Consider the following 26,866-nt stretch of genomic DNA (forward strand, 5'->3'; position numbering starts at 1 on the left):
AATTAAGCGTTCGCGTTCGCGCCGCTGACGATTTCCGCAATTTCTTGCGTAATGGCAGCTTGACGTGCACGGTTGTATGCTAATGTGTAGCTGCTGATCATCTTCGTTGCATTTTTCGTTGCCGAGTTCATCGCCGTCATTCTCGCACCGAACTCACTTGCTTTACCTTCCAATACCGCGCTGTAAATAATCGTTTCCGCATATTTAGGCAGCAGCACTTCTAGAACGCCTTCCGCAGACGGCTCATATTCGTAGCTAGCCGTAGACGAACCTTTTACTTCCTCCATAGGAAGCAAGCGAACCATAGTTGGTATCTGACTGATTGCATTTTGGAATTTGTTGTACACCAAGAATAATTGGTCGTACAAGCCCTTCTCAAAATTAGCAACTGCAGAAGCCGCAATCGATTTGATATCCGAGAACTTCGGAGAATCCGGAAGTCCTGTAACTTCTTGAACGATCTGAACATTGCGTTTTTTGAAGAAATTGCTACCTTTACGTCCAATTACGAAAACAGCATATTCCGACGTGGATTGATGTCTTTCGCGAATCTCCGTCATAGCCTTACGCAATACGTTCGCGTTGTAGCCTCCAGCCAAACCACGATCCGAAGTGATTACCAAGTAAGCTGTTTTCTTCACTTCGCGCGTTTGCAGCATTGGATGTTTCACACCTTTGGAGCCTGCAGCGATGCTAGCAACTACTTCTTTCAGCTTATCCGAATAAGGACGAGCCGCTTCCGCAGCTTGCTGAGCCCGACGCAAGTTCGCTGCTGCGACCATTTCCATCGCGCGCGTAATTTGCTTCGTGTTTTGTGTCGATTTGATTTGGCGCTTAATCTCGCGCATTCCTTTTGCCATACCTGTCACCTCTCTTTTGAGGCTTTGGAAAGCCTTCATTCGAAGGCCTGATCTCAGGCAGCTTGCACCCAATCTCAGGCATAAACGGAGTACCTGGCTTTCCATGAAGAAAAGCTCAGGTATTCAAATTTTATTCAGAAACTGCGAAGCTCTTTTTGAACGTGTTGATTGCATCAACCAGTGCTTTGTCGTTATCCGCAGAAATGTCTTTCGTATCATTAATGCTATTCAAGATTTCCGGACGGTTGGATTCCAGGTAAGCCAAGAACTGCTGCTCGAAACGAGTTACGTCTTGTACTGGAATGTCATCCAAGTGACCTTTAACAACTGTGTACAGGGAGCAAACTTGTTTTGCAAGCGAAAGCGGCTGATGCACGCCTTGCTTCAAGATTTCGAGTGTGCGAACCCCGCGATCCAGACGAGCTTTCGTCGCTCTGTCAAGGTCGGAACCGAACGCTGCGAATGCAGCAAGCTCACGGTATTGTGCCAAGTCTACACGCAGTGTACCGGCAACTTTTTTCATTGCTTTCGTTTGAGCGGAGCCCCCTACACGGGATACAGAGTTACCAACGTTAACCGCTGGACGCTGACCGGAGTAGAACAGGTCGGACTCAAGGAAGATTTGACCGTCCGTAATGGAAATTACGTTCGTCGGAATGTAGGCGGAGATATCGCCCGCTTGTGTCTCGATGAATGGAAGTGCAGTAATCGAACCGCCGCCAAGATCATCGTTCAATTTCGCAGCGCGCTCCAGCAAACGGGAGTGCAAGTAGAATACGTCACCTGGGTATGCTTCGCGACCTGGTGGACGACGTAGCAAGAGGGACAACTCACGGTATGCAGCAGCTTGTTTGGACAAGTCATCGTATACGATCAATACGTGCTCGCCTTTGTACATGAAGTACTCGCCCATTGCGCAGCCTGAGTACGGAGCCAACCAAAGCATTGGTGAAGGCTCGGAAGCAGATGCAGTTACAACGATTGTGTATTCCAAAGCGCCGGCAGCACGAAGTTTTTCAACAACGCCTACGACTGTGGATTGTTTTTGACCGATAGCAACGTAGATACATTTCACGCCGCTACCTTTTTGGTTAAGGATAGCGTCGATTGCAATCGCCGTTTTACCTGTTTGACGGTCACCGATGATCAACTCACGTTGACCGCGACCGATTGGTACCATCGCGTCAATCGCTTTGATACCTGTTTGCATTGGCTCATGAACGGATTTACGAGCCATTACGCCTGGAGCCATGTTCTCTACAGGGCGGAATTCTGTTGTAGCAATTGGACCTTGACCATCAACTGGTTGACCCAAGGAGTTAACGACACGGCCGAGTAGAGCTTCCCCTACAGGAACCTCCATGATGCGTCCTGTACGTTTTACTGGATCGCCTTCACGGATATCTTTGTAAGGTCCGAGAATAACGATACCAACGTTGCTTTCTTCAAGGTTAAACGCGTAGCCCAAAACGCCATTTGAAAACTCAAGCAGTTCGCCTGCCATTACGTTTTCCAAACCGTGAGCACGAGCGATACCGTCCCCGACTTGAATGACTGTACCTACGTCAACCACTTGCATATCGGATTTATAGTTTTCAATCTGTTGTTTAATCAATGAGCTGATTTCTTCAGGTTTGATACTCAACGAACGTCACCCCTATTCTTACAGTGCTTTTTTTAAACCAAAGCTTTGGATAGGCGGTCTAACTTGCCTGCCAAACTTCCATCATATAAACGGTCACCAATACGCACTTGGATGCCGCCGAGCAGCTTAGGCTCAACAACAGTCGCAACACGAATCGTTTTTCCCGTAACTTTGCTGAAATGTGATGCAATTTCCGCTTGTTGAGCTTCCGTTAGTGTGAAAGCGGAATAAACTGTTGCACTCGCTTGTCCAAGCGCTTCATTCGCAATCTTCACATAATCGCTCACCAGAGCAGACAAAATCGTTTGTCTTCCTTTATCAATCAAGACCAGCAGCGTGTTCCACACCGGCTCGGAAACTTTGCCCTCAAAAATCTGCTTCAGCAGGTCCGTTTTGGCGGTCGTCCCGATATTCGGATGGTTCAGGAACTTCTGCAAGTCTGCATTGTCCCTAATCGCACTAGCTACAGATTTCAGCTCTTCTTCGACTTGGGAAATAATTCCTTTGTCCTGTGCTACCTCAAAAAGAGCTCTGGCATAACGCTTCGCTACGACGATGTCACTCATACGTTGCCTCCTACCTCTTTGAGGTAATGCTCAACAAGTTGCTCTTGTGACTTTTCGTCGATTTGCTTTTCAATAATTTTGGAGGCAATTAGAACGGACATCGCGCCAACTTGGCTGCGAAGAGCGGCAACCGCTTTGTTCTTCTCGTTCTCAATATCTTTCAAAGCTTCATCTTTCAGACGAGCTGCTTCAGCTCCAGCTGCACGAACAATATCATCAGCTTGTTTAGAACCAGTTTGTTTCGCTTGCTCGATGATTTCATAAGCTTCTTTACGAGTTTGTTGCAGTGCTTGTTTTTGTTCCTCTAACAGTTGATCAGCTTGTTTACGGCTTGCTTCAGCTGTTTGGATTTGATCTTTAACCAATTGTCTGCGTTTTTCCATCATGCCGAACAGAGGACCGAACGCAAACTTGGAAAGCAACACATACAGAATCAAAAACGCGATAAGTTGTATAAAAAATGTGGACCATTCAATATGCAAGTAACGTCACTCCCTTCTGATAACGTGGGCAAAACGAAGGCGTGGTGGCGACTACGGCCATCCCCGCCAAACGGTTTCTTAAGCTTTCCCCATAAAAATGAACGCAAGTACCAATGCAACGACCGGCATTGCCTCTACTAGACCTACCCCGATAAACATAGTTGTTTGAAGCGTACCACGTAGTTCTGGTTGACGGGAAATACCTTCCAAAGCGCGACCTACGATCAAACCGTTACCAATACCTGCACCTAGTGCTCCTAAACCGAATACGATACCTGCTGCTACTAATGCTATTGCTCCCATTGATAAAATCCTCCCTTAAACTCTTAGGTTTGTTTTGTGTATAAGTGACTCGAGACTACCCGAGGTAAGTCTTGCTTTTAGTGTTCTTCGTGGATTAACGTTTGCGAGATGTAAACCATTGTCAGCATTGTGAATACGAAGGCTTGAATAGCACCTACGAACACACTGAAGCCCTGCCATACGAAGAGAGGCGCAATTCCAAACCAACCAGCTCCGATGATGACAGATATCATAATTTCACCTGCATAAATGTTACCGTAAAGACGGAAAGCGAGCGTAAGCGGCTTTGATACAACTTCAATCAAATGAAGGATCAACATTGCCCCTTTGTACTCAAAGTAATGCGCGAAGTAGTGCTTCGTGTTACGCGTTATCCCTAAGTAGTGACTTAGTACGATAACAATAACCGTCAGTGCTCCTGTTACAGCGATATCAGCCGTCGGTGATTTCCACCATGATACATGATCTTCCGTCACAATCGAGAAAGGAAGGCCGAGCATGTTGCCGATAAAGATGTACATAATGAGCGTAAGACCAAGCGCGATAAAGCCTTTGCCGTGCTTAGAACCGATCGTGCTTCCAATGATGCCTTCTACAAACTCAATCGTCCATTCCATGAAGTTTTGAATTTTTGAAGGATTCGTTACGGATGCACGGCTAGCCCCTGCGATTGCAAGAATAAGCACGATAATGGTGGTAATCCCGATCATCATAAGTGCTGATGCGTCGAAGTGAATACCTAACCACTCAAATTCTGGTACCTTATGTTCCATATTTCCCATTTTCACCCCTTTCATCGAATGGAATTACTTCTTAGACTTCCTAATAGAAAGAATACCCAGTACGAGTGTTGCCAATTGAGCAAAAAAGTATCCAATAATTGTCGTGGTTAAAGCGACATGTTCCGGATACCGAACGGCAACCAAACCTGCGAAGCCAGCAATTGCTGCTCTTGTCAGAAAACCTAGGGTCACCTTGCGCCCTTTCTGCTCTATCGCAGCTGCTGCCAACTTGTTAATCTTCCAGGCCAAGAACCTCGCGTTGATCATACTCGCCATAGATCCAAGCATAATGCCAGCAAAGTAAACCCGGTAATCGACAAGAAGCGCCCATGCAGCCAAACAAAAGGATAAAAAGAAAAGAAACACATTTTGAACCGTTTTCAGAGTGGCTGAAAATTCATCCATCATAGCCCTCCGTACCGCTTTATCATGAAGTAAATGCTAATGATTCCGGTTACAAGCCCTAGCAAAAATCCGCCTAACAACCAGAATTGTGCCCCTAGTACGCGTGTTAGCCAATCGCCGAACAAGTATCCGGCTCCTAAACAAACTGCAAGGTCAATGCCAATCGCACTAGTTAACGCTACTGCCCGCCACGGATTATCATTGGGATTTTGCCGTTTCATCGCATCCCTCCTGAAGGCTTTCCGCTGTGGAAAACCTGTTTCGTAGACATAGCGCTACGAATCCTCATTTATTGTATCGAAGGCAAGCGAGGTTTGTCAATTGACGAAACTTAACAGGCCTCTCCGCCCAAAACCCCTCAGAGCCTTGCGGCTCTAGGGATTGCGAGTTTCCAAACCAAACAGTCGAACTGTACGCTGTAGCGTTTGTCATGATTTTGTCACGGTTAGAATGTTTCAGGACGCTCCGCGACCTTGCCGAAGTGATGCAGAATGGCTTGAGCGATTCTTTGGGATGCTTTGCCGTCCCCGTAAGGGTTAGCAGCTTGGCTCATTTGGTTGTATAAATCTGCATCAGTCAGCAGCGCGCGAGCACGCTCATAGACCTTCTCCTCATTCGTTCCAACCAGCTCCAAAGTGCCTGCTTGAATGCCTTCCGGACGCTCCGTCGTATCACGGAGTACAAGCACCGGCACGCCGAAGGATGGCGCTTCTTCCTGAATACCGCCCGAATCTGTCAGAATCATGTGCGTATGCGGATAGAAGTTATGGGTTTCCACTACATCAAGAGGATCTACCAGTTTAATCCGCGGATGATTGCCCAATATTTCATGAGCAGGTCCTTGAACCGCAGGACTCAAATGCACCGGATACACGATCGCGATATCCTCGAATTCGTCGGCAATGCGGCGTACCGCGCGAAAGATCTGGCGGTGCGGTTCCCCTTGCGATTCCCGGCGATGCGCCGTCATCAGAATCAGCTTGCGGTCCCCCACCCAGTCCAGGATCGGGTGCTGGAAGTCTTTTTCAACCGTATATTGGAAAACATCCGTTACCGTATTGCCCGTCACGTAGATTTGCGACTCGGATTTATTCTCCTTGCGCAGGTTGTCCGCAGACAAATCCGTTGGCGCAAAGTGCAGATCGGCCAGCACACCGGTCAATTGACGATTCATTTCCTCCGGATACGGCGACATTTTGTTCCACGTACGAAGGCCCGCTTCGACATGTCCAACTTGGATTTGCTGCATGAAAGCCGCATAGCTTGCGAGGAACGTCGTCAGCGTATCGCCATGCACGAGAATAAGATCCGGCTGCGCTTCCTGAAACACAGGCTCAAGCCCCTGCAGCACGCGCATCGTAACTTCATTCAGCGTTTGGCGGTCTTTCATGACATTCAAATCATAATCCGGTGTAATTTTGAAAATGTCGAGCACCTGATCCAGCATCTGGCGATGCTGAGCCGTTACGCAAACGAGCGACTCGATATGCTCTGGATGCTTCTCCAGCTCCTTAATCAGAGGAGCCATCTTAATTGCTTCAGGTCTAGTGCCGAAGATCGTAATGACTTTCAAACGTTTCATTAATTCTTCTCCCCCATCGTCACAAGTCTTTTATTTCGTGCCGAACAGACGATCTCCCGCATCTCCCAGTCCAGGTACGATATAGCCGTGGTCATTCAAGTAGTCATCTACGGCCGCTACATAAATATCAACGTCAGGATGCTCTTGCTGAACCGCTTTAACTCCCTCCGGCGCCGCAATTAAGCACATCAGCTTGATTTGGGTGCATCCTCTGCGCTTCAATACTTCAATGGCCATATTGGCGGATCCCCCGGTAGCCAGCATCGGATCAATCACGATTAGTTCCCGCTCCTGCACATCTGTCGGCAGCTTCACATAATATTCGACTGGCTGCAGCGTGTCCGGATCACGGTAAAGGCCAACATGTCCCACTTTTGCAGCCGGGATCAGCTTAAGCACACCGTCAACCATCCCTAGTCCTGCGCGCAAAATCGGAATGAGTCCCAGCATTCTGCCGGAAATAATTCGGCAATTCGCTGTTGTTACAGGTGTTTTTACCTGAACATGCTCAAGCTGAATATTTCTCGTGATCTCATAAGCCATTAATGTGGCCACTTCGTCCACAAGCTCCCGAAAGTCTTTCGTTTTCGTATTCTCATCCCGAATAAAGGTAAGCTTATGCTGAATAAGCGGATGATCACAAATAAATAACTTCCCCATAATTTCCTCCTAAAAGACCACATTGTTATATGTATTTTACCTATTTAGCGTCAAGGTACGACAAACCTCGTTCATTATATCATATGTTATCCAACTTATCCTCCGAAAAACCAAACCTACCATGAATCTCCTTATTTAAATAAAAAACCGCCTGAGATCTTCTCTCAAGCGGTGTTAAAATACGCTTATTCTTCCATAGAATCAGAGCGAAACCAAATGTTTTTAAAATCAAACCAGCCCAGCGTATTGAACGCAATCCCTTGTAAATGAGGGCTGTACACCAATTGCTGCGTCGTATGCAAAAGAAACAAGACCGCGTAATTGTCAGAAATGAGATCCTGCATGCCACGGATTCGCTGCAACCGCTCCTGCGCGTCGGGCTCGGCTTCGATGGCTGCGATAGTTTCATCAAAAACCAGGCGCTGCTCATCCGTCGCATAAGTACGAACCGCTAGATTGCCTACTTTGTACACTTCGATCAGACAGCGCGCTTCATCATCATCTGCCACAACTCCGCCGATAATGACATCGGCTTCTAACAACAGGGGAACCTTCGTCATTTGTTCAAAGGTATACTCCTTCAGGACAACCCCAATGCCGACAGCCTGGCAGCAAGATTGAATCCATTCAGCATGAGGCCGGTTCTTCAGCGTAAAGATCATGGTGATAGATTCGCCTTCGTATCCGCACTCTCTCAATAGCTCCTTCGCGCGCTCAGGCTGGTGATCCTCCGGCTCTGCAGTCGGAGACTCCGGCGGCAGGAAGTCGGCGGCAGGTCTAGCATGATAAAGACCTAATTCCTTGATCAACCCGCTTCGGTTCAGGATAAGCTGAATGGCTTGGCGAAATTTGAGTTCTTGTTGAGGACCCTTTTTACGAAAATTAAATACGAGCGTGCTGGAGCCCAGCATCATCACTTCTTTTTTGTACCAATGCGCAGGGGCAGGCTGTTTATAGTGATTGAGCTTGCCCATTTGGAAGTTCAGCTGCTGCCATCTTCGATCGCTGACATTATCCGGCACATAGAGAAGCTCGATGCGATCCAAATGGGCGCACTCCTTATAGTAATCCTCGAACGCTTCTAACGTTAAGCCTCCCGTATCATGCCTCGCAATTCGAAAAGGACCCGTTCCAACGGGAAGCATGCTGGCATCCGCTACCTTACTCGCGCTATAAACATCCGCGGGAACAATCGCTGCCTGGTAGGAGCTCACATAGTGAGGCAGCATATAATTCGGCGCATCCAGCTCCAGCCTGACCGTCAGCCGGTCCACAGCGCGAATCTCTCTGACGGACCTCAGCAGCCAACGGTTCGGCGAGTACTCCGTACCCAGCGAGCGCAGCCGGTTGAATGAAAAGACGACATCGTCTGCTGTCATCTCGCGGCCATGATGGAATCGCACCCTTTTTCGCAAATAAAAGGTCCATACGGTCGCATTGTCGTTGCAAGCCCACTCATGAGCGAGACCCGGCTCCAGACAGCCGCAGAGCGGATTGTAATAGAGGAGCGTGTCGAAGGCCTGCTTCACGAAGTGGAGATCTCGGGAGAAGAGTATATCGACGGGATCGAGTGTCAATACCCTGAACTGCATGGGCAGCCTCAGCGTCTCAGGGTTGCCGGACTCACAGTTGCCCCGGTAGCCGAAATAACTGCCCAGCCATGCCAGGAACCGGTCAATGACACCCCCATCAAGACCCTCCATATGAAACAAGCTCATCGCGTTGTTCAAGTTTCCCTGCTCGACAAGCACTTTCGCTTCCGCCAGCAGCAGATCTTCAGCGGCAACCAGAAACCGAATGGCCGAGCGGTGCCCGCGGCCGCGCCCCGGTGTCCAAACAATCCAGCCCATCTCGCTCATTTTGCGAATCAGAATTTTCACGTTTCGTTCCGTACAGTAAAGGTAGCCGGCAATTTCTTCAACCGAGACGGGCACGTCCATATACGTGTGGGGGATCTGTAAAACGCGCGTTATTGATGTTTTTAACTGCGCATATTGTAAAGCCAGCTGCATGAAAATCCCCTCCATTTACACGAATTACCAAGAGTATAGGGGCACCTCACCGATTCGTCAACAGCCTTTGGAGGGAATAAAAGGTGAAAGTTTTTCAAAGCTCTATACACTTTTTAACCTAGAGTCATTTGTTATGATGGGTAGCACCAAGACTTTACGACTCTATGAAACAGGTGATGCAGCATGACATTCTTTCAATTCCATCCTAATGTGCGATTGCGCATTGCTCTTAGCTTTCTAACCAACATACTCAGCAATATGGTTGTTCCGTTCATGTCGATTTATTTTGCCCGTACGCTCGGTACCACGATGGCCGGCACAGCCACTACGATTTCCATCATTGTAGCTCTCGTCAGCGCTACCATTGGCGGACACTACGCCGACCGGATCGGACGCAAGAAATTGATGTTGTTCGGGGAAGGGGTCGCCATGCTGTCCTATGCGATCATGACCTTCGCGAATTCTCCTCTCTGGCATTCGGCCGAGCTTACGCTCGTCATGACAATAATCAGCAGCGCTTCTTGGGGACTAAGCAAACCTGCCGTTGAGGCCATGCTGATTGATGTATCGGGGCCGGATACGCGCAAAGCCATCTACCGGATCAACTATTGGAGCAACAATCTCGCTATATCCGTAGCCGCTATGATAGGCGGGTATTTCTTCAGCGACTATCTGTTTGAGCTATTATTGGCTGCTGGCGGGATGTCACTCATTGCACTTCTGGTGACCGCCTTCTTCATGAAAGAAACAATGCCCGAAGCAAACGGAAACGCGGGAGAAAATCAGGGTCCAGCCTTAACTAAACGCATTACCATGATCGAACGCTATAAAATAGTGCTTCAGGACCGCAGATTCTTGATCTATCTGCTCTCCAGTGTGCTGGTCGTGTCCGTAGAGATGAATTTAAACGGGTACATCGGTATCCGGCTCGCTCAAGATATTCACCAAACTCCGTGGTTGCCCGGTCTATCGTCGACGATCGACGGCTTACCGCTGGTCGGGGTACTGCGTACCGAGAATACGATTGCCGTTGTCCTGCTTTCCCTTTTTGTCGGCCGTCTGCTCAAAGGGAACTCCGACAATCGCATCATGCTGTTCGCCATGTTCCTGAATGTGGCCGGGTACACGTATCTGGTTTTCGGCAACCAGCCGGCCCTGCTGCTGCTGCTCATGCTCGTGGCCACAATCGGCGAGCTGACCTATGTGCCGTTAAAGCAATCGCTCCTCGTGCAGCTCGTCCCGGATGATGCCCGCAGCTCCTATATGGCGCTGAGTAGCATGACCAATCGGGTCGCCATCATGCTCAGCGGCCTTAACATGATCATCGGCGGCTTCCTGCCGTCGGGCGCTATGGCCGTGTACATTCTAGCGACCGGCGTCCTCGGCATCGGCATGCTGGCCTCCATCCTGCCAAGCCTGAAGGAAGAATCGCAAAAGGTGCAGCATGCGGTATTTTCACCTAGGAGCCGTTAAGGAAACCAGAGTCCTCTATTTCGCAAAAATGAGCTTCTTCCAGCAATCAATGGTAACTACAGGGTCTTATTTAAACAATAAACCTTCGTTTTCAACCAGAATGGCTGAGATAGCGGACCATAGTTCCCACACATCGCCCAATTGGCGGCTTTCGGATTAAATAGAGGATCATAGTTCCCCTTAATTTTAGGATCACAAAAAAAGGGCTGCTTCAAAAGGTCGTTAACGACCTTTTGAAGCAGCCCCTTCGTATTTATTAGTAAGTCAGACCTGGGTACAACGGATATTGCGCCGTCAAATCTTTCACCATGCCGCGAGCTTTCTCAAGCACAGCTTCGTCTTTCGGGCTTTTCAGCGTAAGTGCGATCACTTTCGCGATCGTTTGCATAGCTTCAATGCCCATGCCGCGGGACGTTACAGCCGGTGTGCCTAGACGGATACCGCTTGTGATGAACGGACTTGTCGGGTCAAAAGGAATCGCATTTTTGTTCGCTGTGATACCGATCTCGTCAAGTACGTGCTCAGCATCTTTACCTGTGATGTTCAGGTTGCGCAGGTCAACCAGCATCAAGTGGTTGTCTGTACCGCCGGACACAAGGTTGATGCCTTCAGCTGTCAGTGCAGTCGCCAAAGCTTGCGCATTGTCGATTACGTTTTGACCGTATGTTTTGAATTCCGGTTGAAGAGCTTCGCCGAAGGATACCGCTTTTGCTGCAATCGTATGCATCAAAGGACCGCCTTGGGAACCAGGGAATACAGCTTTATCAATTGCTGCTGCCCAAGCTTTGCGCGTAAGAATCATACCGCCGCGAGGACCGCGAAGCGTTTTGTGCGTCGTTGTTGTAACGAAATGTGCATGCGGCACCGGGTTCGGATGCAAGCCGGCTGCAACCAGACCAGCGATATGCGCCATATCGACGAAGAACAGAGCGCCTACATCGTTAGCGATGGAAGCCAGTGCTTCGAAATCGATCGTGCGCGGGTAAGCACTTGCGCCTGCTACGAGCATGCGAGGCTTATGTTTGAACGCCGCTTTGCGAACATCGTCGTAGTCGATGCGGAAATCTTTTTCGCTTACGCCGTAAGCTACGAAGTTGTAAAGAATACCGGAAGCATTCACCGGGCTGCCGTGCGTTAAGTGACCGCCATGCGCCAGGTTCATACCAAGCACCGTGTCGCCAGGGTTAAGAGCTGCTAAGTAAACAGCCATGTTCGCTTGTGCACCGGAATGCGGCTGAACGTTCGCGTGCTCTGCGCCGAAAAGCTCTTTCGCGCGGTCGCGAGCGATATCTTCTACGATGTCTACATATTCGCAGCCGCCGTAGTATCTTTTGCCTGGGTAGCCTTCTGCGTATTTGTTTGTCAGAACCGTACCCATTGCTTCGAGAACCGCTTGGCTAACGATGTTTTCCGAGGCGATAAGCTCAATTTTGTCGCGTTGACGACCAAGTTCTAGATTCATTGCTTCTACGATTTTTGGATCTTGCTTGCTTAGAAAGTTTGTCATATGGAGTTCCTCCTAAAGGATAATTTATCTAAACATATAGCCTAGCAATCGGCATCCGGCGCGGCTTGCTGATAGAGCTGCTCGGCAGCCTCCGGCGAGTAGACAGCTCTTATACCGCCAATCAGTTTAGGCCGTGTAAACGCCATGGTCACATAGGCATGACCGATATTTCGCACGGGGGGCCTTGCAGGTACGGCAACCCGCCGCAAATGCATCCCGATCAGCGTGCTGCCAATATCAATCCCGGCGTGCGCCTGAATCGTCTCGACAACGACAGGCTTTGCAAAGTGGCGGTATGCGTACGAGGCCATCGAGCCGCCGGCTTTTGGCACCGGAATAACCGCTACGGGCTCAAGCTGAGGAGCTCTGGACAGCAGTTCTTCTTCGATGACGAGCGCACGGTTCAAATGCTCGCAGCATTGAAAGGCCAAGTACAGTCCGAACTCGCGGCTTATACGCTGCGCCGTTTCAAAAATCGGCCGGGCCGCATCCAGCGTCCCCGAAGTGCCGATTCGATGCCCGAGAATTTCACTTGTGCTCGTACCGATAACCAGAATATGACCTAGCTGCAGACTGCCCACCTTGACCAACTCACGAAGATTTGTTTCCAAGCCTTCTGCAATCGTGTGAAGTATGGAATCTGTCATCGCGGTCGCCCTCTAAGGATGAATCGCGAAGCGATCTTCGATGCTTTGCACTTTGTTAATGCGGTTCTGATGGCGGACACCTTGCGAAAACTCCGTTTCCAGCCAAATTTTGACGATTTCCTCAGCAACGCCCGGTCCGATGACACGCTCCCCTAAAGCAAGGACATTCGTATCATTGTGTTCCCGTGTCGCTTTGGCGGAAAAGAGATCATGCACCAGGGCGCAACGGATCCCCGGAACCTTATTCGCAGCGATGGACATGCCGATGCCCGTTCCGCAGATGAGAATTCCTTTGTCGGCTCCGCCTGAAACCACTTGCTCGCAAACTTGCAGCGCGTAATCCGGATAATCGACCGAATCTGCACAGCTGCAGCCATAATCTATGACCTGATGACCTAATGATTCAATAAAGGGGATGATAACATCTTTCAAACGATAGCCTGCATGATCCGCACCTAACGCAATTTTCATGAGTAGAACGCTCCTTTGCTTGTTCGAATTCGACCATCCTATTATATCCCAAAGTTCACCAGAAAACGAAAAAAAGAGCGGACACGCTAGAAATAGCGCGTTGCTCTTTTGCCCAGGCGACCGGCCGTATAGCTCAATGCTCCACTGTGGTTGATCCCACTCGTCGCCAGTTACATTGAGTCTTGCTTGATAGGTTCATTTTATCGCATTATGCCCCAGGTGTAAAGACGTATTCCGCAAATCATTTCCCAGTCTGAGGGCCCTCTTTCTGTCTTCGAAGCTTTGCAACTAATTTATCTAAACTCCCGCCTATTTCCTTCGCCGTTTGCCGGTAAACCTCTAGCGAACCCCCGTACGGGTCAGAAATATCGTAATCCGGAATGGCATGTTCAAGGGTATAAATACGATTTCTTTCTTCAACCGTCACCGTCTGCGACAGTGCCTGCTTGAGCTGAACTTCCGTCACAAGTTTTTCCCTTTCCTCAATCGCCTGCAGGACTTGATGGTCATCCTCTACATATTCTTTGAGCGTAAAAGTCTTCTCGACCGCATCCGGGAATCGCTGGATCACCGTCCGTTTATGTCCCATTGTCATCGTCAAAATAACATCTGCCCACTTCACTTCAGACGCCTGAATCGCCAACGAACTGATGGACTCCGTGAAGCCCGCTTCTTGCAGGAGCGATGCACTGTTCCGGGAGATCGGAGCGCCCGTCATCGCCGATACCCCAGCCGAACGAACTTCCATCGCAAGTCCTTCTTGGTGCACCCTGATACGCAGCAAACCTTCGGCTAATGGACTGCGGCACGTATTTCCTGTACAGACAAATAGAATTCGCAACATGAGTTCCTCCTAAGAGTTTTCCGTAGGAAAACTTTCTTCGTAAGCATAGACTGTGTTTTGCGTAGCAAAACTTTCTTCGTAAGCAAAGGCAGAGCCTTCTCCACCTGTATTGTATCATAGCAAAAACTTGATCCCAAACGCGAGCAAAATAAGCCCGCCAAATGCCTCTCCATACTCGCCAACCCAACCGTTAACCCGTCTTCCGACCAATAATCCGGCTATGGAAAGCAAAGCACCGAACAAACCAAACACAAGCACCGTAAGCAAAATATCCGTCGCAAACATCCCTAAAGATACTCCAACAGAGAACGAATCTATACTGACACTAAGCGCGAAAATCGTCAGACCCCATAGTGATCTATGATCAAAAGAAGTCGCTTCCTCCCCGCGAATCGAACTGTACACCATATGGGAGCCCAAAAGAATGAGCAAACATCCACCAGCCGCTGTAGCAACATTGCCAAGCAAGAGCGAGACATATTGCCCCATGAACATGCCCATTAACGGCATAATGATGTGGAAAATGCCAATCACAATGCTTATTTTCAAAATATCCATCAAGCGAATCCCCTTCATGCCGATGCCGATCCCCAAGGAAAAAGCATCCAAGCCCAGAGCAATCGCCATGATGAATATGGTGATGATCTGCCCAAAGTCAACGTCATTTAAGAGCATAAGTACGATCCCCCTTGTCCGCTTTCTTAACCAAGATATGCGGACAAACTGGGAATCATGCTAGCTAAACACGTACAAGCCGATGACCTGCCGCTTTACGCAGACGATTCATGATCGCTTGACCAATTCCCGTTTCCGGGCAGCCTTCTGCGACAATATAATGAATGTCTTGCAGATCGAATTGTCTTAATGCAGCATACAGCTCCTGAGCAATCGTTTCCGGCTCAGCTAACGATCCGCAGGCAATAACTAAATCAGCTTCAAAGCGGGAAGCTCTTTCCTCAAAAGTAAGGATTCCGGTCGATTCCCCTCTTGACTTGGCCGCATGAATGTCACGCTGAATCCAAGCGGCCACGGCATCCGTATCGTCACCAAATACGATATGCATGTACCCCTTCGGCGCGTAATGCGTATACTTCATGCCCGGAGCACGCGGCGTTTCTGAAGCCTGCACATCTTCCCGTTCCGGCTCATGAATTCGAATAGCCGGCAGCGCGGACTGCAATTGCTCCGCCGTCACACCGCCAGGACGCAATATATACAGCTGGCCATGAACAAGCTGGATCACCGTCGATTCGACACCGACACCTGTTCCTCCACCGTCCACAATGCCTCCGATTCGACCGTCAAGGTCTTCTCTAACATGTGATGCCAGTGTCGGACTCGGTCTGCCTGAACGATTTGCACTTGGCGCCGCAATAGGAAGTTCCGCTTCACGAAGCAGCTGCAGAGCAACCGGATGATCAGGTATTCTTATGCCTACCGTCGTAAGACCGGCCGTCACCAACGGCGAAATGCCGCCTGGTTTCACAGGCAGCACAATAGTAAGAGGACCTGGCCAGAAAGCTTCCATAAGCCTGCGATGATCAGGCGTGACGCAAGCAGGCTCGATTAAACCTGTGAGCTGCCGGGTATCAGCGATATGAACGATCAGTGGGTTATCGGATGGTCGTCCTTTGGCTGAAAAAATACGTTCTACCGCTGAGGTATTCGTAGCGTCAGCTCCCAGCCCGTACACCGTTTCTGTCGGGAAAGCGACGGTGTCTCCGCTCCTCAGAAGCGCTGCCGCTTCCGTTAATTCTCCACCCCTGCCGCTTCCTTTATCCGGGTCCACTCTCCAATACTTTGTCACCATCTATCATCCTTACTTCCGAAATAAATTCAAGTTATTAACTAAACCATGCAACCACTTTCTTGATCATTTCCCAGACAAAAAACTTCACTTCAGGCTGCGAACTAGCAGACTGTACTTGTTCTTTTGTGCTTGATGAACCTGATGTGCTTAATGTGCTTACTTTCGCTTCTTTGTCCTGTTTAACCGTTGATTGAGCTGCTTTACTGTCTTTGGCTGTTGGCGCAGGTGAAGTTTTGATCTTGTCTTGGCCCTCCGTTTTGGCTACGACTGCTGCTGCGGCCACAGCTTCTCCGGAAACAGAGTCTACAAAGCAAAGCGGCGGAAACAACACACACCACCAGTTCTGACCTTCACCGCTGCCAATCGTGACGCGAAGCGCTTCGTAATCGCCTGCAGGGTACACTTCGTTACCGTACATCTTTGTAGGGAAAGGAACTTTGCCAAGCTCAACCGTATGCGTATAAGTATAACCCCGGGCTTCGATCATTTGCCCGACAAGCGCATCGAACTCCGGCAAATGAGCCGTAACCACCGCTCTGGCCTCATCCAGCGAGTGAGGTCCAACGACCCAATCCTGCATACGCGCAATAATCGCATCTCGAATCTCACGCTTAAGAGCCTGGTCTTGAGCAGAATCCGAGTTTGCTAGAATCCGCAGCCTAATTGACTCTTCCGGTATCGTAGGCGAAATAACCGCCGCATTCGTACGATTAGACTCCCAGCAAGTAATCATAACAATAAGTGCAAAAGCCACGAATAATAAATGTTTAAATGAATGACGATCCGTTCTTTTTACCATAATGAAAAGCCCCTTTCCCTTCGCTTCTACTAGCCAGTATAGGCAAAAAGAGGAGAGGCTAAACCTAGTAATCTATTTAAATTTGATAGGATTGGTAGAGTCACTTGCTGGGCCGGATCGCGATCACATGGCGATCAATACCCTGCAGATCCGGCACGAACCGGATCTGCTCCCAATCCGCGGCGGCGCGCAGCATCGCCGCGACAGCCTCCGCCTGCCCGATGCCGACCTCGAACCCGACCACGGTCGGGATTCGCGGCAGCAGCGGCAGCTGCCCAATCATCCGGCGGTACAGGTCGAGTCCCTCGACACCGCCGAACAAAGCCGTGTGCGGCTCGAACAGCCGCACCTCCGGCATCAGCGCCGGGAGATCGCCATCAGGAATATACGGTGGGTTGGACACCAGTATATCCGGAGCGATCCGGCGCTGGATATAAGGCTCGAGGAGGTCCCCCTCGAGCCACTCCACCCGCGCAGCCACGCCGTGCCGCTGCGCGTTCGAACGGGCCATCTCCAGCGCTGCCGCGGAGATGTCGCTGCCGGCCACGCGCCAGTCCGGGCGCGCGTGAGCCACGGTCACCGGGATGATACCGCTCCCGGTGCCCACATCCGCAAGCAGCGGAGCCCCTTGCGGGAACAGACGCGAGCCCTCGTGGAGCAAAGCTTCCACGAGCAGCTCCGTCTCCGGCCGCGGTATCAGCACCGCCGGGCTCACCGCAAACGGAAGGCCGTAGAAATCCTGCTCGCCGGTAATGTACTGCACCGGCTCACCCGCAGCCTTCCTCTCTACAAGCTGGCGCCATGCATCCGCCAGCTCCACCGGAAACTGTTCCTGGAAGCGGAACAGCAGCTCTGTCCTGCTGCAGCCCAATAGATGCTGCAGCAAAAGCTCCACACAGGAAGCCGCTTCCGCCACGCCCAGCTTCCCTAAAAAAGAAGAAGCCTCTACATAGGCTTCTCTAATCGTCATCGAGGCAGTCGGCATCACATTGCCTGCTCCCCTTTATCTAAAGCATCGGACTGTGCAGCAATAGTTAGTGCAGAAACAATCTCCGCCATATCGCCGTTTAGAACAGTTTCCAAACGATGCAAAGTCAAGCCGATCCGGTGATCCGTAATCCGGCTTTGCGGGAAGTTGTACGTGCGAATCCGCTCCGAACGGTCACCTGTCCCGACTTTGCTTTTACGCTCACCTGAGTATTTCGCTTCCTCTTCCTCACGTATCTTATCCGAAATCCGTGCACGCAGTACGCGAAGCGCTTGCTCCTTATTGGAGTTTTGCGATTTGCCGTCCTGACATGTCGCAACAATGCCCGTAGGCACGTGCGTCACGCGAACCGCTGATTTCGTTGTATTAACGGACTGACCGCCCGCTCCGCTGGAGCAGAACGTATCTACGCGAATATCCGCATCATGAATGACGATCTCAACATCTTCCGCTTCCGGCATCACAACAACCGTGGACGTTGACGTATGAATACGTCCGCCTGATTCGGTTACTGGAATACGCTGCACACGGTGCGCTCCGCTCTCAAACTTCAGCTTGCTATAAGCGCCTTTACCCGTAATCATGAAAATAATCTCTTTGAATCCGCCCAAATCATTGACGGAAGCATCCAGAATTTCCGTTTTCCAGCCTTGCCCGTCCGCATAACGCGTATACATCCGGTACAAGTCACCTGCGAACAGCGCAGCTTCATCGCCGCCTGCCGCTCCGCGAATTTCAACGATGACGTTCTTATCGTCATTCGGGTCTTTTGGCATCATGAGTACTCTAAGCTGTTCTTCTAGATTAGCAGACTGTTCGCTTAGCTCTTCGATCTCCATTTTAACCATTTCACGCATTTCATCGTCCAGCTTCTCGTTCTGCATCGCTTTCGCGTCTGCCAGCTGCTCGCTCACGCTCTTATATTCATTATAAGCATCGTAGGCTTCCTGAAGATCGGATTGTTCCTTCGAATACTCTCTAAGCTTCTTCGTATCACTCGTTACATCCGGGTCACACAGCAGCTCGCTTAATTTCTCATAGCGGTCCACAATGGACTGAAGTCGATCCAACATAACGGATCACTCCTTTCTTTATTTTTTATGGGTTACACATTAAATCTGAAATGCATAACGTCGCCGTCATTCACCACGTACTCTTTGCCTTCCAGACGCACTTGCCCTTTTTCTTTCGCGCCATTCATGGAGCCAGCCGTTACCAAATCCGTATAAGACACAACCTCGGCACGAATAAATCCACGCTCGAAATCAGTATGAATCACGCCAGCCGCTTGAGGAGCTTTCGTTCCTTTGCGGATCGTCCAAGCTCTTACTTCCTGCACCCCAGCCGTAAAATACGTATATAAGCCAAGCTTGCGATAAGCTGCTTTAATCAATCTATTCAAGCCGGACTCTTGAAGTCCCAACTCTTCCAAGAACATCGCTTTTTCTTCGTCTTCGAGTTCAGCAATCTCGGATTCTACCTTCGCGCTGATCGAAACAACTTCGTTGTTTTCTTTCGCAGCGTATTCCTGAACGATTTTGACGAACGGATTCTCATCCGCTGTTGCTACTTCATCTTCACTCACGTTTGCCGCATAAAGCACAGGCTTCATGGTCAGCAAATGAAGATCGCGTACAAGCAGCTTCTCATCATCGCTCAAATCAATGCTGCGCGCCGGCAGATCGTTATAGAGAGCTTCCTTGATGCGTTCCAGACACTCAACCTCAGCTGCGACCTTCTTGTCGCCGCCTTTCAGGTTTTTGCGGGAGCGCTCGATCTTTTTCTCCACGGATTCAATGTCAGCCAAAATCAATTCGAGATTAATCGTCTCGATATCGCCAATCGGATCCACTTTACCGGATACGTGGGTAATATTATCATCCTCAAAACAACGGACAACATGCACGATCGCATCTACTTCACGAATGTGTGCCAAAAATTTATTTCCAAGCCCTTCGCCTTTGCTCGCGCCCTTTACCAAACCCGCAATATCAACGAATTCAAAGGCGGTCGGGACAATGCTTTTAGGGACAATCATCTCTACCAGCTTATGCATTCTCTCGTCCGGTACTTCAACTACCCCAACATTCGGATCTATCGTACAGAACGGATAGTTCGCAGATTCTGCCCCCGCCTGTGTAATTGCATTAAACAATGTCGATTTTCCTACGTTCGGTAGACCGACGATACCTGCTTTCAAAGCCATTGTAGTTACAACTCCTTAATTTTCAAAAATCATCCTTCTTATTATATAGTACTTGGAACGCAAAAAAAAGCCTGAAGGCTATTGATTAGCCGCAGACTTTTTTTCCAGCGCTTTTTTCGTTTCATTTTCCCGCTTCTGGACGAAATAGGTTTCGATCTGATTTTTTAAAATAAAGCCGCGCAGCGCGTTCGTTTTCTCTTCCGGTATGGAGATAAAGCTTGCCCCGTAGTAATAACCTTCATTCGTTTTTTCTTGCCGAACAATTTCCATTGTGCATGGCACCAAAAAGCCCAAAATCAACTCCACTTCAAGCTGGGAATGCTTTTGGATGACCTTTTCAAGCATAGCGTTCTCGTTGATTGTGAAACCTAGGCCGTTGACGGATATATTTTTGATAGAGAACCTGATAGGGTCATCGAATTGATGTTTATTCCGCTTATTTTTGTCTTGAAGTCCGAAAAGCAGCCCCTCATTCTTCACATCCACGCGAGGGAACTCCCTTTTCTCCGTAAATTTCCTGCGGTTTTCAGGCGGATTCAGGACAATGAGAGAGCCCTGCTCCTTGGCCACGACCGTTGTCTCTATGACAAACAGCCCGGACCTCGTATAGACGGTCATTTTACATTTATCGCCCAGCGCAAAATTATCATATTCCGGCAGCTCCACCTCAATAATATCACCGAGCGCATACGTCAGCACGCCTGTAGCAACGAAATCGTCCTTGCTCAGCATCGCTTTGCTTTCAATCATGACATCAGCGTCGTACCCTTCTTTGCTGCCATAAAACTTCATAGCTTTTTGTCTGCTCGCCATTTGTTCATCAACACCTTCCTCCGTGTTCCTTATATAAAAAAATAGACTGCCCCTTTACCGCGGGAACAGCCTATTACCTCAACCCAAAAAAGCATCGATTTTCGGTAACCAGGCTGTCATAGTTCCATGGAACGGTAGACCCTCAGCTTTGCGTCCTTGCCTTTCGGCAAGTTTGCCATTATCGAATCCTGCAAATGAAATTCATACTTATCTCGTTCTTTATGGTCTAAAAGACCTACGTTACTTCTCATTATACGGATGGCAGATCTTATTATCAACTAAATCTCTTGCATACGGATTGTATTTGTTGTATGAATGTAAAAAGAATTACATATCCACAACTTTTTAAGTTATACACATTGTTATCCACAGGTTGTTAACAACGAATATTTGTTCGATTCCTTGTACACATGTGGATAAGATTATTTTTAGCGAGGTGTCCCCCTGTGGATGAACATAATGAGCATAATGAACATATTCCCTGGATGAAAGCAGCTATTGAAGAAGCACGGAAAGCCGAAGCCATTCGCGAGGTGCCCATCGGCGCTGTTGTTGTCCATCAAGGTCAAATTATCGGCCGCGGCTACAATCTTCGTGAAACCACGCTGGATCCTCTGGCTCATGCTGAAATGATTGCCATTAAGCAGGCTAGCGAGCACCTGCAAGCTTGGCGTTTGCTCGACTGCAAGCTCTACGTCACGTTGGAGCCTTGTCCGATGTGTGCGGGAGCCATTGTCCAAGCGCGGGTTCCGCAGGTGATCTACGGTACGACCGATCCCAAAGCCGGCTGCGCGGGAACGCTGATGAACCTGCTGCAGGAGGACCGGTTCAATCACCGGGTTGATGTGGTTAGCGGCGTGCTGCAGGCGGAGTGCGCGACGATGCTGACGCAGTTTTTCCGCAAGCTGCGGGGGAAGGAGTAGGCGTTCCCACGAGCTCATTTTTTTAGCGGCACAAGATAAAATGTGGCCACCCAAAAAAGTTGCGCTACACAAGGCTTCGTGCTATCATAATCCTTGCTATGCGCCCGTAGCTCAGCAGGATAGAGCAACAGTTTCCTAAACTGTAGGCCGGATGTTCGAATCATCTCGGGCGCGTTTACTTAGAAGCGTGAATAAGGGTACCCGGAATAAAGGAACCACAGGGCGCTATTTAGGTCCAAAGCGGAGTTTCGGGTGCTAATGCGGAACTACAGGGTCTTATTTCAGCAAATAGAGCTCATTCCAACTCCGAATGGCCAAATAGAGGACCACAGTTCCCTCTCGCGCGTTGAAAGGACTATTCTTGCTAAAATAGCGCCCTGTAGTTCCCTATATATGAGCGCCAGTGCTCACACTTCGCACAAATAGAAAGTGTAGGCTTCTTCGCTTGAATCTTACTCAACCCTCACATGAAAATCAAGACGCTTAGGATTATTCCTAAGCGTCTTTTATTTTCTGCCTATGTCAGTTAAACCACAAAAAGCAACTTCACTCCACAGGGACAAACAGTTAAGCCTGACTAAAAAATCCAATCAACAGAGTTATCTTCACTGTCCTGTTCTTCTTTTTTAGCGCCCGTCCACATGTGAATAAACTATCCACATATCCCGGCAAATAAATCAGCGTAATCAACATGAGCACAAGTAAGACCTTTTTCAAACGATATTAACAATGAAAAAGAGGGAGGGTCCTCCCAAAATGAGCAGGGGTACTCTGACTCTGAGCGCGAGGTCTCAGGCAATAGCACATCCTATGTTGTACGTTATGCAACAAAATGACTGAAATCCGGCCATAACGCTGATCTTCATTGTACTTTGTGCAACGTTTTGGAGGGGGAGGAGAGGTTATCGAAGCATAGAGGTCAAAATGAGTGTACTTTGTGCAATGAAGATGACGATGGAGAGGAAAAAGCCGCTTCTGCATTGTACAAAGTACAATATAGTCCATATTTCTGCGTGAAAAGGGATGCTCCGCGGCACAAAAAAGAAGGAGGTACGTGCTCTCCACACGTTGCCTTATTTTGCAACCATCCTGTCATAGCCTTGCTACAGACGATGTTCTATAATAAACGGTAGATTAGGTTTGAAAGGAGCACCCCCGTGGCAATTAACAAAATTCCAAGCTCTTATCGCATTCCTTTATTTTGCGCAGTTACGCTGCTGTTCTGGATGTCCATGTATACGAGCGTTCCCATCATGGCGCCTTATGTGGAGTTCCTTGGCGGGAATCACCAATTGGCGGGATGGATCGTTGGCATGTATGGGATTTCCCAAATGCTTCTGCGCATCCCCGTAGGCATCATGTCGGACCGCTTTCATAAACGAAAGCTTTTTATTACATTCGGGTTGTTTTTTACAGCCATCGGCGGGCTCGGCCTCTATATCACCCACGATTTCACGTGGATTCTGATTCTCCGGGCATTGGCGGGGGCGGCCGCGGCAACATGGGTCGACTTCACCGTCTTATTTACGAGCTACTATAAGCATGAGGAGTCCACGAAAGCGATCGGTACGATTTCCTTTTTCAACTCCCTAGGCCAGGTGCTCGGCATTCTATCGGCCGGATGGGCGGCAGACTCGCTCGGCTGGGAGGCAGCTTTTATTTTAGGTGCGCTGCTGGGGCTGCTCGGATTCATCGGTTCTTTCTTTTTGATCGAGAAAATAGAGCCTGATGCGCCTAAAATTACACTGCGGGGAATTGGAGACGTCGCCACAGACCGTAAGCTCCTCTTCGTGTCCTTGCTTGCTATTTTGTCGCAGGTGCTGATCTTCGCTACGGTCTTCGGGTTTACTCCCGTCTATGCCACATCGTTAGGAGCCGATAAATTCTCGTTATCCATGCTTTCGTTATTTGCCAATGTACCTGTTGCACTAGCCTCCCTATTCGGCGGGCGCAAATGGGCGGCCAAATATGGCGAGAAACGAATGGTTGTTTGGGGCTTTGTTCTCATGGGGGTATTTACCTTTACGGTCCCTTTTACGCATCATTTATGGGTGCTTATGATAACGCAGGCTTTTGCCGGCTTTGGACGGGGACTTTCTTTTACGCTGCTGATGGGGATGAGCATTAAACATATGCCTGCCGAAAAGCGGGCGACGGCAATGGGCTTTTTCCAAGCGATCTATGGGTTGGGGATGTTCGTTGGCCCTGTGCTGATGGGCGTGATTGGAGATTGGTTCTCTTTGAATCAAGGCTTTATCGTGCTAGGCGTTCTTGGTGTGCTCAGCGCTCTGCTGTCTCAATGGTTCGTACGAAATACGCCTAAGATGTCCGCGGTCAAGTCCAGCGGCTCTACCGCTGCGCTTTAACTGAAATAAGAGCGGATCGTAACGATTCGTTCTTTTCTTTTGCCTGAAGTGCAGGGTTGGGCATCGTCACCTGCGTCTATTTATGCGGAGAGGAGGAGAAGCACATTCAGGAACAAGAGCTTGTAACACGCATATTGAATGGTGATGAGGCGGCATTCCGGGAACTTGTTGCGACTTATCGTCAATACTTGTTCCAAACGATTTATGCCATCGTACGCCATACGAAGGATGCCGAGGATATATCGCAGGATGTCTGGTCCCGAATTTTCTTCTCCCTCCCTCAGTACCAGATGAAAGGACTTAAAACCTGGATGACCCGCATTGCGGTGAACCGGGCCATTGACTTCAAACGATCGGCCAACAGGCGAAGGGAAGAAATGACCGCAGAGATGGAAGCTCCGATCCAAGAAGGTCAGACCTCGGGGACTCATCCGTTCTCATCCAATGGTGTGGAACAAGAGGTGCTGACGAAGGAGACCACCGAGCTCGTTCGCCGGAAACTTCACCAAATTCCCGCCAATTACCACGAAGTACTAACGGCCTATTATATTCATCATCAATCGTACCAAGATATTGCTAGTGCCCACGGGGTAACGGTGAAAACGATCGAATCCAAGCTGTATAGGGCCAAGCAGTGGCTTCGCAACAACTGGAAGGAGGAGGATTTTTTGTGAAACACTTTGATGAACAAGCCTGGAGCCAATATATCCATGAGCAGCTGCCGCCGAGTGAATTAAGTGAAATGGAACAACATTTATACGGATGCGATGATTGCTTGGCACTGTATATGATCTGTATGGAGCAAATGACGGCGACGCTGCCCTATATGGATATCGAGGAGCACAAGTATGTAGATGACGTACTCGCACGTACGATGGGAACCAAACGCTCCCGGTACCGCTCTACGATGCTGCATTACGGGATTGCGGCGGCGGCTACGCTGATTCTGGTGGCTACCGGCTTTTTTCACGGATTATCGCAGGAGTTGGGACCTAGAAGCGCGCTGCAACCCGCTCCTCCTACCGAATTAAAAATCGATCAACCGATCTCGGATAAACTATTAAATAGAACGCTAAGTTGGCTGGATACTCTGCAGAACAAATAAACCACAAGGAGGTTTACACTTTAAATGCCTAACAAAAGCAGCCTCGTCGCTTTCCTGTTGTCCTTCATCCCCGGAGCGGGTCATCTCTATATGAATCGAATCTTTCGCGCCTTACTTTACGGAGCAGGATTCTTTGGCCCCTTATTTCTCCTTTTCGTTGGCGTCGCTGTTGTTCATGCACATGATAGATCTCTGATTCTCCTGCTCCTCTTCGCAGCCCTCGTAGGGATCGCGAATATGGTGGATATGATCATCTTCCTGCTGCGCCCTCAGCCTTATTACGGGCCGCAGGGAGCGGCGCCCTACGGAGCTGACCCTTATACGCACACACCCTCTTGGGAGCCTAATCCCTATGCCGCTCATGCTGCCGCACAAGAAAGAACGAGGGTCATGCTGCTCTCCTTCGTCCCTGGTCTAGGTCATTTCCAGCTGGGTCTTATGCAGCGCGGATTGACCGCTATGGTATCCTTTTTCGGGGTTGCCGTTCTCGTCTTTTTCATCACCATGATGACCCATAATAACAGCTTCGTTGCTTTTCTCTTAGCTATGCCGGTTTTGTGGTTTTATACGATGTTCGATGCGCTTAAGCAGCAAGAGCGCAAACAAGCGGGCTTCGAGCTTACGGACCGCAGTCTCTTCGATGACTTTCATCTAGGCGATGATAACGGTCGCAAGAACCGGACCTTGGCGACGATTATCGCTATTTTCCCAGGTGCCGCACACCTGTATCTGTCGATGAATAAACGGGGCATTCAATTGATGGCGATTTTCTTGTTCTCCATTTATGTGCTGGATGTGCTGCGGCTATCCCTTTTCTTCTTCCTAATCCCGATTCTGTGGTTTTTCAGCTTCTTCGATGCCTTACAGAGCATCTCGAAATATGAAAACGGTACGCTGGTAGATAAACCGATCGTCGAAAACTGGACTGCGTATCACCGATCCATCGGCTTTGTCCTTATCTTGCTCGGCGGCTACTATGTCTTCAAGGAAGTCATTGTCCAGTTTCTATATCAGATGTTCCCGAATAATTACTTGTACTGGATAAACAGCTTCGGACAAACGTTAATCGTAGCTGTGATTCTCATCGGCGGCGGCATTAAATTGCTGTTTTACCGGAAAATGCGGCCTGCTCAGGCAGAACCGACTTCAGCTCCCTATTCGCCAGACGAAAAAAAGAACCCTTATTAAGGGGTTCTTTTTTTGTCGGTGTTTTTTGGGTTTCTTTTAAACATGTTACACATAAACCTTTAGGAAAATCTGCTTATAAAACACGGTAAGTGTCTTTGGCACATCCCCTCCAGCCTGATTATAACAGGTATGAAAGTCCTCTTTGCAACGGTTTTTGTTTCGCGGAATGCTCCAACGGAACCACACCTCTCTGCTCACCGACAAAATATAGTATGTCCGGCTTGGCGATCTTTAAACATCGTCCGGAGAACAATTTTTAATGACCGTGGCCTGCGCCTTCGCCATGCCCATTATTCCTCGAATGGTTACGGTTTTTCACTTTCTTCGATCCCGAAAGAGGATCTTGCTGCTGTTTGCCTTGATTATTTCGGGTTGATTGGTTTTGAGACGGATCCGCTACTCCATAAGCATCTGGCTTCATCGTGATCA

General features: G+C 49.2%; 29 protein-coding genes, 1 tRNA gene and 2 riboswitches. Of the genes, 7 read left to right on the top strand and 23 right to left on the bottom strand.

From position 1 onward, the window contains the following. Window positions 1-2: 2 nt before the first annotated feature. The 11 genes from atpG to GC097_RS31585 all read right to left on the bottom strand — a co-directional run bounded on the left by atpG (window position 3) and on the right by GC097_RS31585 (window position 9,297). Window positions 3-860: an ATP synthase F1 subunit gamma gene (gene atpG, locus GC097_RS31535; RefSeq protein ID WP_171687227.1), complete on the bottom strand. Its 858-nt coding sequence runs from the start codon at window positions 858-860 to the stop codon at window positions 3-5. A 130-nt stretch (window positions 861-990) separates the two neighbouring features. Beyond that, a complete protein-coding gene (atpA, locus tag GC097_RS31540) occupies window positions 991-2,505 on the bottom strand; it encodes a F0F1 ATP synthase subunit alpha (protein ID WP_171687228.1) in 1,515 nt (504 codons plus the stop codon). A 32-nt stretch (window positions 2,506-2,537) separates the two neighbouring features. Continuing rightward, entirely contained in the window at window positions 2,538-3,071 is a 534-nt protein-coding gene (locus GC097_RS31545) for a F0F1 ATP synthase subunit delta (RefSeq protein ID WP_171687229.1), read from the bottom strand. Continuing rightward, window positions 3,068-3,553: a F0F1 ATP synthase subunit B gene (gene atpF, locus GC097_RS31550; RefSeq protein WP_171687230.1), complete on the bottom strand. Its 486-nt coding sequence runs from the start codon at window positions 3,551-3,553 to the stop codon at window positions 3,068-3,070. The genes GC097_RS31545 and atpF overlap by 4 nt, the downstream gene beginning before the upstream one ends. Before the next feature lie 78 nt (window positions 3,554-3,631). After that, on the bottom strand, window positions 3,632-3,856 hold the full coding sequence (atpE, locus tag GC097_RS31555) for a F0F1 ATP synthase subunit C (RefSeq protein WP_028556930.1): 225 nt from the start codon (window positions 3,854-3,856) through the stop codon (window positions 3,632-3,634). Between the two features lie 77 nt (window positions 3,857-3,933). Continuing rightward, window positions 3,934-4,629: a F0F1 ATP synthase subunit A gene (gene atpB, locus GC097_RS31560; RefSeq protein ID WP_157318598.1), complete on the bottom strand. Its 696-nt coding sequence runs from the start codon at window positions 4,627-4,629 to the stop codon at window positions 3,934-3,936. Between the two features lie 33 nt (window positions 4,630-4,662). Next, window positions 4,663-5,043 (bottom strand): ATP synthase subunit I, encoded by a 381-nt coding sequence (locus GC097_RS31565; protein ID WP_171687231.1) that lies wholly within the window; start codon window positions 5,041-5,043, stop codon window positions 4,663-4,665. Then, window positions 5,043-5,264, bottom strand: a complete 222-nt coding sequence (locus GC097_RS31570) for an AtpZ/AtpI family protein (RefSeq protein ID WP_171687232.1) — start codon at window positions 5,262-5,264, stop codon at window positions 5,043-5,045. The genes GC097_RS31565 and GC097_RS31570 overlap by 1 nt, the downstream gene beginning before the upstream one ends. A 224-nt stretch (window positions 5,265-5,488) precedes the next feature. After that, on the bottom strand, window positions 5,489-6,625 hold the full coding sequence (wecB, locus tag GC097_RS31575; RefSeq protein ID WP_171687233.1) for a non-hydrolyzing UDP-N-acetylglucosamine 2-epimerase: 1,137 nt from the start codon (window positions 6,623-6,625) through the stop codon (window positions 5,489-5,491). 30 nt (window positions 6,626-6,655) lie between these two features. Further along, a complete protein-coding gene (gene upp / locus GC097_RS31580; RefSeq protein WP_171687234.1) occupies window positions 6,656-7,285 on the bottom strand; it encodes a uracil phosphoribosyltransferase in 630 nt (209 codons plus the stop codon). 185 nt (window positions 7,286-7,470) lie between these two features. Beyond that, a complete protein-coding gene (locus GC097_RS31585; RefSeq protein ID WP_171687235.1) occupies window positions 7,471-9,297 on the bottom strand; it encodes an ABC transporter substrate-binding protein in 1,827 nt (608 codons plus the stop codon). Window positions 9,298-9,480: 183 nt separating this feature from the next. Between GC097_RS31585 and GC097_RS31590 the strand changes: the two genes are divergently transcribed. Continuing rightward, window positions 9,481-10,770 (top strand): MFS transporter, encoded by a 1,290-nt coding sequence (locus tag GC097_RS31590; protein WP_171687236.1) that lies wholly within the window; start codon window positions 9,481-9,483, stop codon window positions 10,768-10,770. A gap of 256 nt (window positions 10,771-11,026) precedes the next feature. Here GC097_RS31590 and glyA read toward each other — a convergent pair whose 3' ends face one another. The 11 genes from glyA to GC097_RS31645 all read right to left on the bottom strand — a co-directional run bounded on the left by glyA (window position 11,027) and on the right by GC097_RS31645 (window position 20,855). Beyond that, window positions 11,027-12,277: a serine hydroxymethyltransferase gene (gene glyA / locus GC097_RS31595; RefSeq protein WP_171687237.1), complete on the bottom strand. Its 1,251-nt coding sequence runs from the start codon at window positions 12,275-12,277 to the stop codon at window positions 11,027-11,029. A gap of 41 nt (window positions 12,278-12,318) precedes the next feature. Then, window positions 12,319-12,924, bottom strand: coding sequence for a TIGR01440 family protein (locus tag GC097_RS31600; RefSeq protein WP_171687238.1), 606 nt, complete (start codon window positions 12,922-12,924; stop codon window positions 12,319-12,321). A 12-nt stretch (window positions 12,925-12,936) separates the two neighbouring features. After that, window positions 12,937-13,395 carry a ribose 5-phosphate isomerase B gene (rpiB, locus tag GC097_RS31605; protein WP_171687239.1) on the bottom strand — a complete coding sequence of 153 codons (459 nt, stop codon included), beginning with the start codon at window positions 13,393-13,395 and terminating at the stop codon, window positions 12,937-12,939. A gap of 103 nt (window positions 13,396-13,498) precedes the next feature. After that, window positions 13,499-13,579, bottom strand: a riboswitch (ZMP/ZTP riboswitch). Between the two features lie 57 nt (window positions 13,580-13,636). Further along, a complete protein-coding gene (locus tag GC097_RS31610; protein ID WP_171687240.1) occupies window positions 13,637-14,239 on the bottom strand; it encodes a low molecular weight protein arginine phosphatase in 603 nt (200 codons plus the stop codon). A gap of 114 nt (window positions 14,240-14,353) precedes the next feature. Further along, window positions 14,354-14,914 carry a manganese efflux pump MntP gene (locus tag GC097_RS31615; RefSeq protein WP_246294580.1) on the bottom strand — a complete coding sequence of 187 codons (561 nt, stop codon included), beginning with the start codon at window positions 14,912-14,914 and terminating at the stop codon, window positions 14,354-14,356. Between the two features lie 64 nt (window positions 14,915-14,978). Beyond that, window positions 14,979-16,049 (bottom strand): L-threonylcarbamoyladenylate synthase, encoded by a 1,071-nt coding sequence (locus tag GC097_RS31620; RefSeq protein WP_171687241.1) that lies wholly within the window; start codon window positions 16,047-16,049, stop codon window positions 14,979-14,981. A gap of 34 nt (window positions 16,050-16,083) precedes the next feature. Then, window positions 16,084-16,848, bottom strand: coding sequence for a stage II sporulation protein R (gene spoIIR, locus GC097_RS31625; protein ID WP_171687242.1), 765 nt, complete (start codon window positions 16,846-16,848; stop codon window positions 16,084-16,086). 100 nt (window positions 16,849-16,948) lie between these two features. Next, entirely contained in the window at window positions 16,949-17,818 is an 870-nt protein-coding gene (gene prmC / locus GC097_RS31630) for a peptide chain release factor N(5)-glutamine methyltransferase (RefSeq protein ID WP_246294581.1), read from the bottom strand. Between the two features lie 14 nt (window positions 17,819-17,832). Beyond that, complete coding sequence (gene prfA / locus GC097_RS31635; protein ID WP_171687243.1) at window positions 17,833-18,909, bottom strand: peptide chain release factor 1; 1,077 nt, start codon at window positions 18,907-18,909, stop codon at window positions 17,833-17,835. Between the two features lie 32 nt (window positions 18,910-18,941). Next, complete coding sequence (gene ychF, locus GC097_RS31640) at window positions 18,942-20,042, bottom strand: redox-regulated ATPase YchF (RefSeq protein ID WP_171687244.1); 1,101 nt, start codon at window positions 20,040-20,042, stop codon at window positions 18,942-18,944. Window positions 20,043-20,120: 78 nt separating this feature from the next. Further along, window positions 20,121-20,855: a PilZ domain-containing protein gene (locus tag GC097_RS31645; RefSeq protein ID WP_171687245.1), complete on the bottom strand. Its 735-nt coding sequence runs from the start codon at window positions 20,853-20,855 to the stop codon at window positions 20,121-20,123. Between the two features lie 100 nt (window positions 20,856-20,955). Further along, window positions 20,956-21,042, bottom strand: a riboswitch (cyclic di-GMP riboswitch). Window positions 21,043-21,301: 259 nt separating this feature from the next. Between GC097_RS31645 and tadA the strand changes: the two genes are divergently transcribed. From tadA to GC097_RS31675, 6 genes are all read left to right on the top strand, one after another. Beyond that, complete coding sequence (tadA, locus tag GC097_RS31650) at window positions 21,302-21,778, top strand: tRNA adenosine(34) deaminase TadA (protein WP_312875757.1); 477 nt, start codon at window positions 21,302-21,304, stop codon at window positions 21,776-21,778. 100 nt (window positions 21,779-21,878) lie between these two features. Beyond that, window positions 21,879-21,952, top strand: a tRNA-Arg gene (locus GC097_RS31655). Between the two features lie 983 nt (window positions 21,953-22,935). Further along, on the top strand, window positions 22,936-24,144 hold the full coding sequence (locus tag GC097_RS31660; RefSeq protein ID WP_171687247.1) for an MFS transporter: 1,209 nt from the start codon (window positions 22,936-22,938) through the stop codon (window positions 24,142-24,144). Between the two features lie 56 nt (window positions 24,145-24,200). Continuing rightward, a complete protein-coding gene (locus GC097_RS31665; RefSeq protein WP_216625960.1) occupies window positions 24,201-24,818 on the top strand; it encodes an RNA polymerase sigma factor in 618 nt (205 codons plus the stop codon). Next, window positions 24,815-25,249, top strand: a complete 435-nt coding sequence (locus tag GC097_RS31670) for an anti-sigma factor family protein (RefSeq protein WP_171687248.1) — start codon at window positions 24,815-24,817, stop codon at window positions 25,247-25,249. The genes GC097_RS31665 and GC097_RS31670 overlap by 4 nt, the downstream gene beginning before the upstream one ends. Window positions 25,250-25,273: 24 nt before the next feature. Further along, window positions 25,274-26,437: a hypothetical protein gene (locus GC097_RS31675; protein WP_216625961.1), complete on the top strand. Its 1,164-nt coding sequence runs from the start codon at window positions 25,274-25,276 to the stop codon at window positions 26,435-26,437. Between the two features lie 256 nt (window positions 26,438-26,693). On the opposite strand, the gene GC097_RS31680 is transcribed toward GC097_RS31675, so the two are convergent. Next, window positions 26,694-26,858: a small acid-soluble spore protein P gene (locus GC097_RS31680; protein WP_171687249.1), complete on the bottom strand. Its 165-nt coding sequence runs from the start codon at window positions 26,856-26,858 to the stop codon at window positions 26,694-26,696. Window positions 26,859-26,866 lie beyond the last annotated feature (8 nt).

The organism is Paenibacillus planticolens, assembly GCF_013141725.1.
GTDB lineage: Bacteria > Bacillota > Bacilli > Paenibacillales > NBRC-103111 > Paenibacillus_E > Paenibacillus_E planticolens.

Bases quoted from the DNA above. Each gene is read 5' to 3' on its own strand.
- atpG (WP_171687227.1), bottom strand. From the start codon at position 860: ATGGCAAAAGGAATGCGCGAGATTAAGCGCCAAATCAAATCGACACAA.
- GC097_RS31545 (WP_171687229.1), bottom strand. From the start codon at position 3,071: ATGAGTGACATCGTCGTAGCGAAGCGTTATGCCAGAGCTCTTTTTGAG.
- atpE (WP_028556930.1), bottom strand. From the start codon at position 3,856: ATGGGAGCAATAGCATTAGTAGCAGCAGGTATCGTATTCGGTTTAGGA.
- atpB (WP_157318598.1), bottom strand. From the start codon at position 4,629: ATGGAACATAAGGTACCAGAATTTGAGTGGTTAGGTATTCACTTCGAC.
- GC097_RS31565 (WP_171687231.1), bottom strand. From the start codon at position 5,043: ATGGATGAATTTTCAGCCACTCTGAAAACGGTTCAAAATGTGTTTCTT.
- GC097_RS31570 (WP_171687232.1), bottom strand. From the start codon at position 5,264: ATGAAACGGCAAAATCCCAATGATAATCCGTGGCGGGCAGTAGCGTTA.
- wecB (WP_171687233.1), bottom strand. From the start codon at position 6,625: ATGAAACGTTTGAAAGTCATTACGATCTTCGGCACTAGACCTGAAGCA.
- upp (WP_171687234.1), bottom strand. From the start codon at position 7,285: ATGGGGAAGTTATTTATTTGTGATCATCCGCTTATTCAGCATAAGCTT.
- GC097_RS31585 (WP_171687235.1), bottom strand. From the start codon at position 9,297: ATGCAGCTGGCTTTACAATATGCGCAGTTAAAAACATCAATAACGCGC.
- GC097_RS31590 (WP_171687236.1), top strand. From the start codon at position 9,481: ATGACATTCTTTCAATTCCATCCTAATGTGCGATTGCGCATTGCTCTT.
- glyA (WP_171687237.1), bottom strand. From the start codon at position 12,277: ATGACAAACTTTCTAAGCAAGCAAGATCCAAAAATCGTAGAAGCAATG.
- GC097_RS31600 (WP_171687238.1), bottom strand. From the start codon at position 12,924: ATGACAGATTCCATACTTCACACGATTGCAGAAGGCTTGGAAACAAAT.
- rpiB (WP_171687239.1), bottom strand. From the start codon at position 13,395: ATGAAAATTGCGTTAGGTGCGGATCATGCAGGCTATCGTTTGAAAGAT.
- GC097_RS31610 (WP_171687240.1), bottom strand. From the start codon at position 14,239: ATGTTGCGAATTCTATTTGTCTGTACAGGAAATACGTGCCGCAGTCCA.
- GC097_RS31615 (WP_246294580.1), bottom strand. From the start codon at position 14,914: ATGCTCTTAAATGACGTTGACTTTGGGCAGATCATCACCATATTCATC.
- GC097_RS31620 (WP_171687241.1), bottom strand. From the start codon at position 16,049: ATGGTGACAAAGTATTGGAGAGTGGACCCGGATAAAGGAAGCGGCAGG.
- spoIIR (WP_171687242.1), bottom strand. From the start codon at position 16,848: ATGGTAAAAAGAACGGATCGTCATTCATTTAAACATTTATTATTCGTG.
- prmC (WP_246294581.1), bottom strand. From the start codon at position 17,818: ATGACGATTAGAGAAGCCTATGTAGAGGCTTCTTCTTTTTTAGGGAAG.
- prfA (WP_171687243.1), bottom strand. From the start codon at position 18,909: ATGTTGGATCGACTTCAGTCCATTGTGGACCGCTATGAGAAATTAAGC.
- ychF (WP_171687244.1), bottom strand. From the start codon at position 20,042: ATGGCTTTGAAAGCAGGTATCGTCGGTCTACCGAACGTAGGAAAATCG.
- GC097_RS31645 (WP_171687245.1), bottom strand. From the start codon at position 20,855: ATGGCGAGCAGACAAAAAGCTATGAAGTTTTATGGCAGCAAAGAAGGG.
- GC097_RS31675 (WP_216625961.1), top strand. From the start codon at position 25,274: ATGCCTAACAAAAGCAGCCTCGTCGCTTTCCTGTTGTCCTTCATCCCC.
- GC097_RS31680 (WP_171687249.1), bottom strand. From the start codon at position 26,858: ATGAAGCCAGATGCTTATGGAGTAGCGGATCCGTCTCAAAACCAATCA.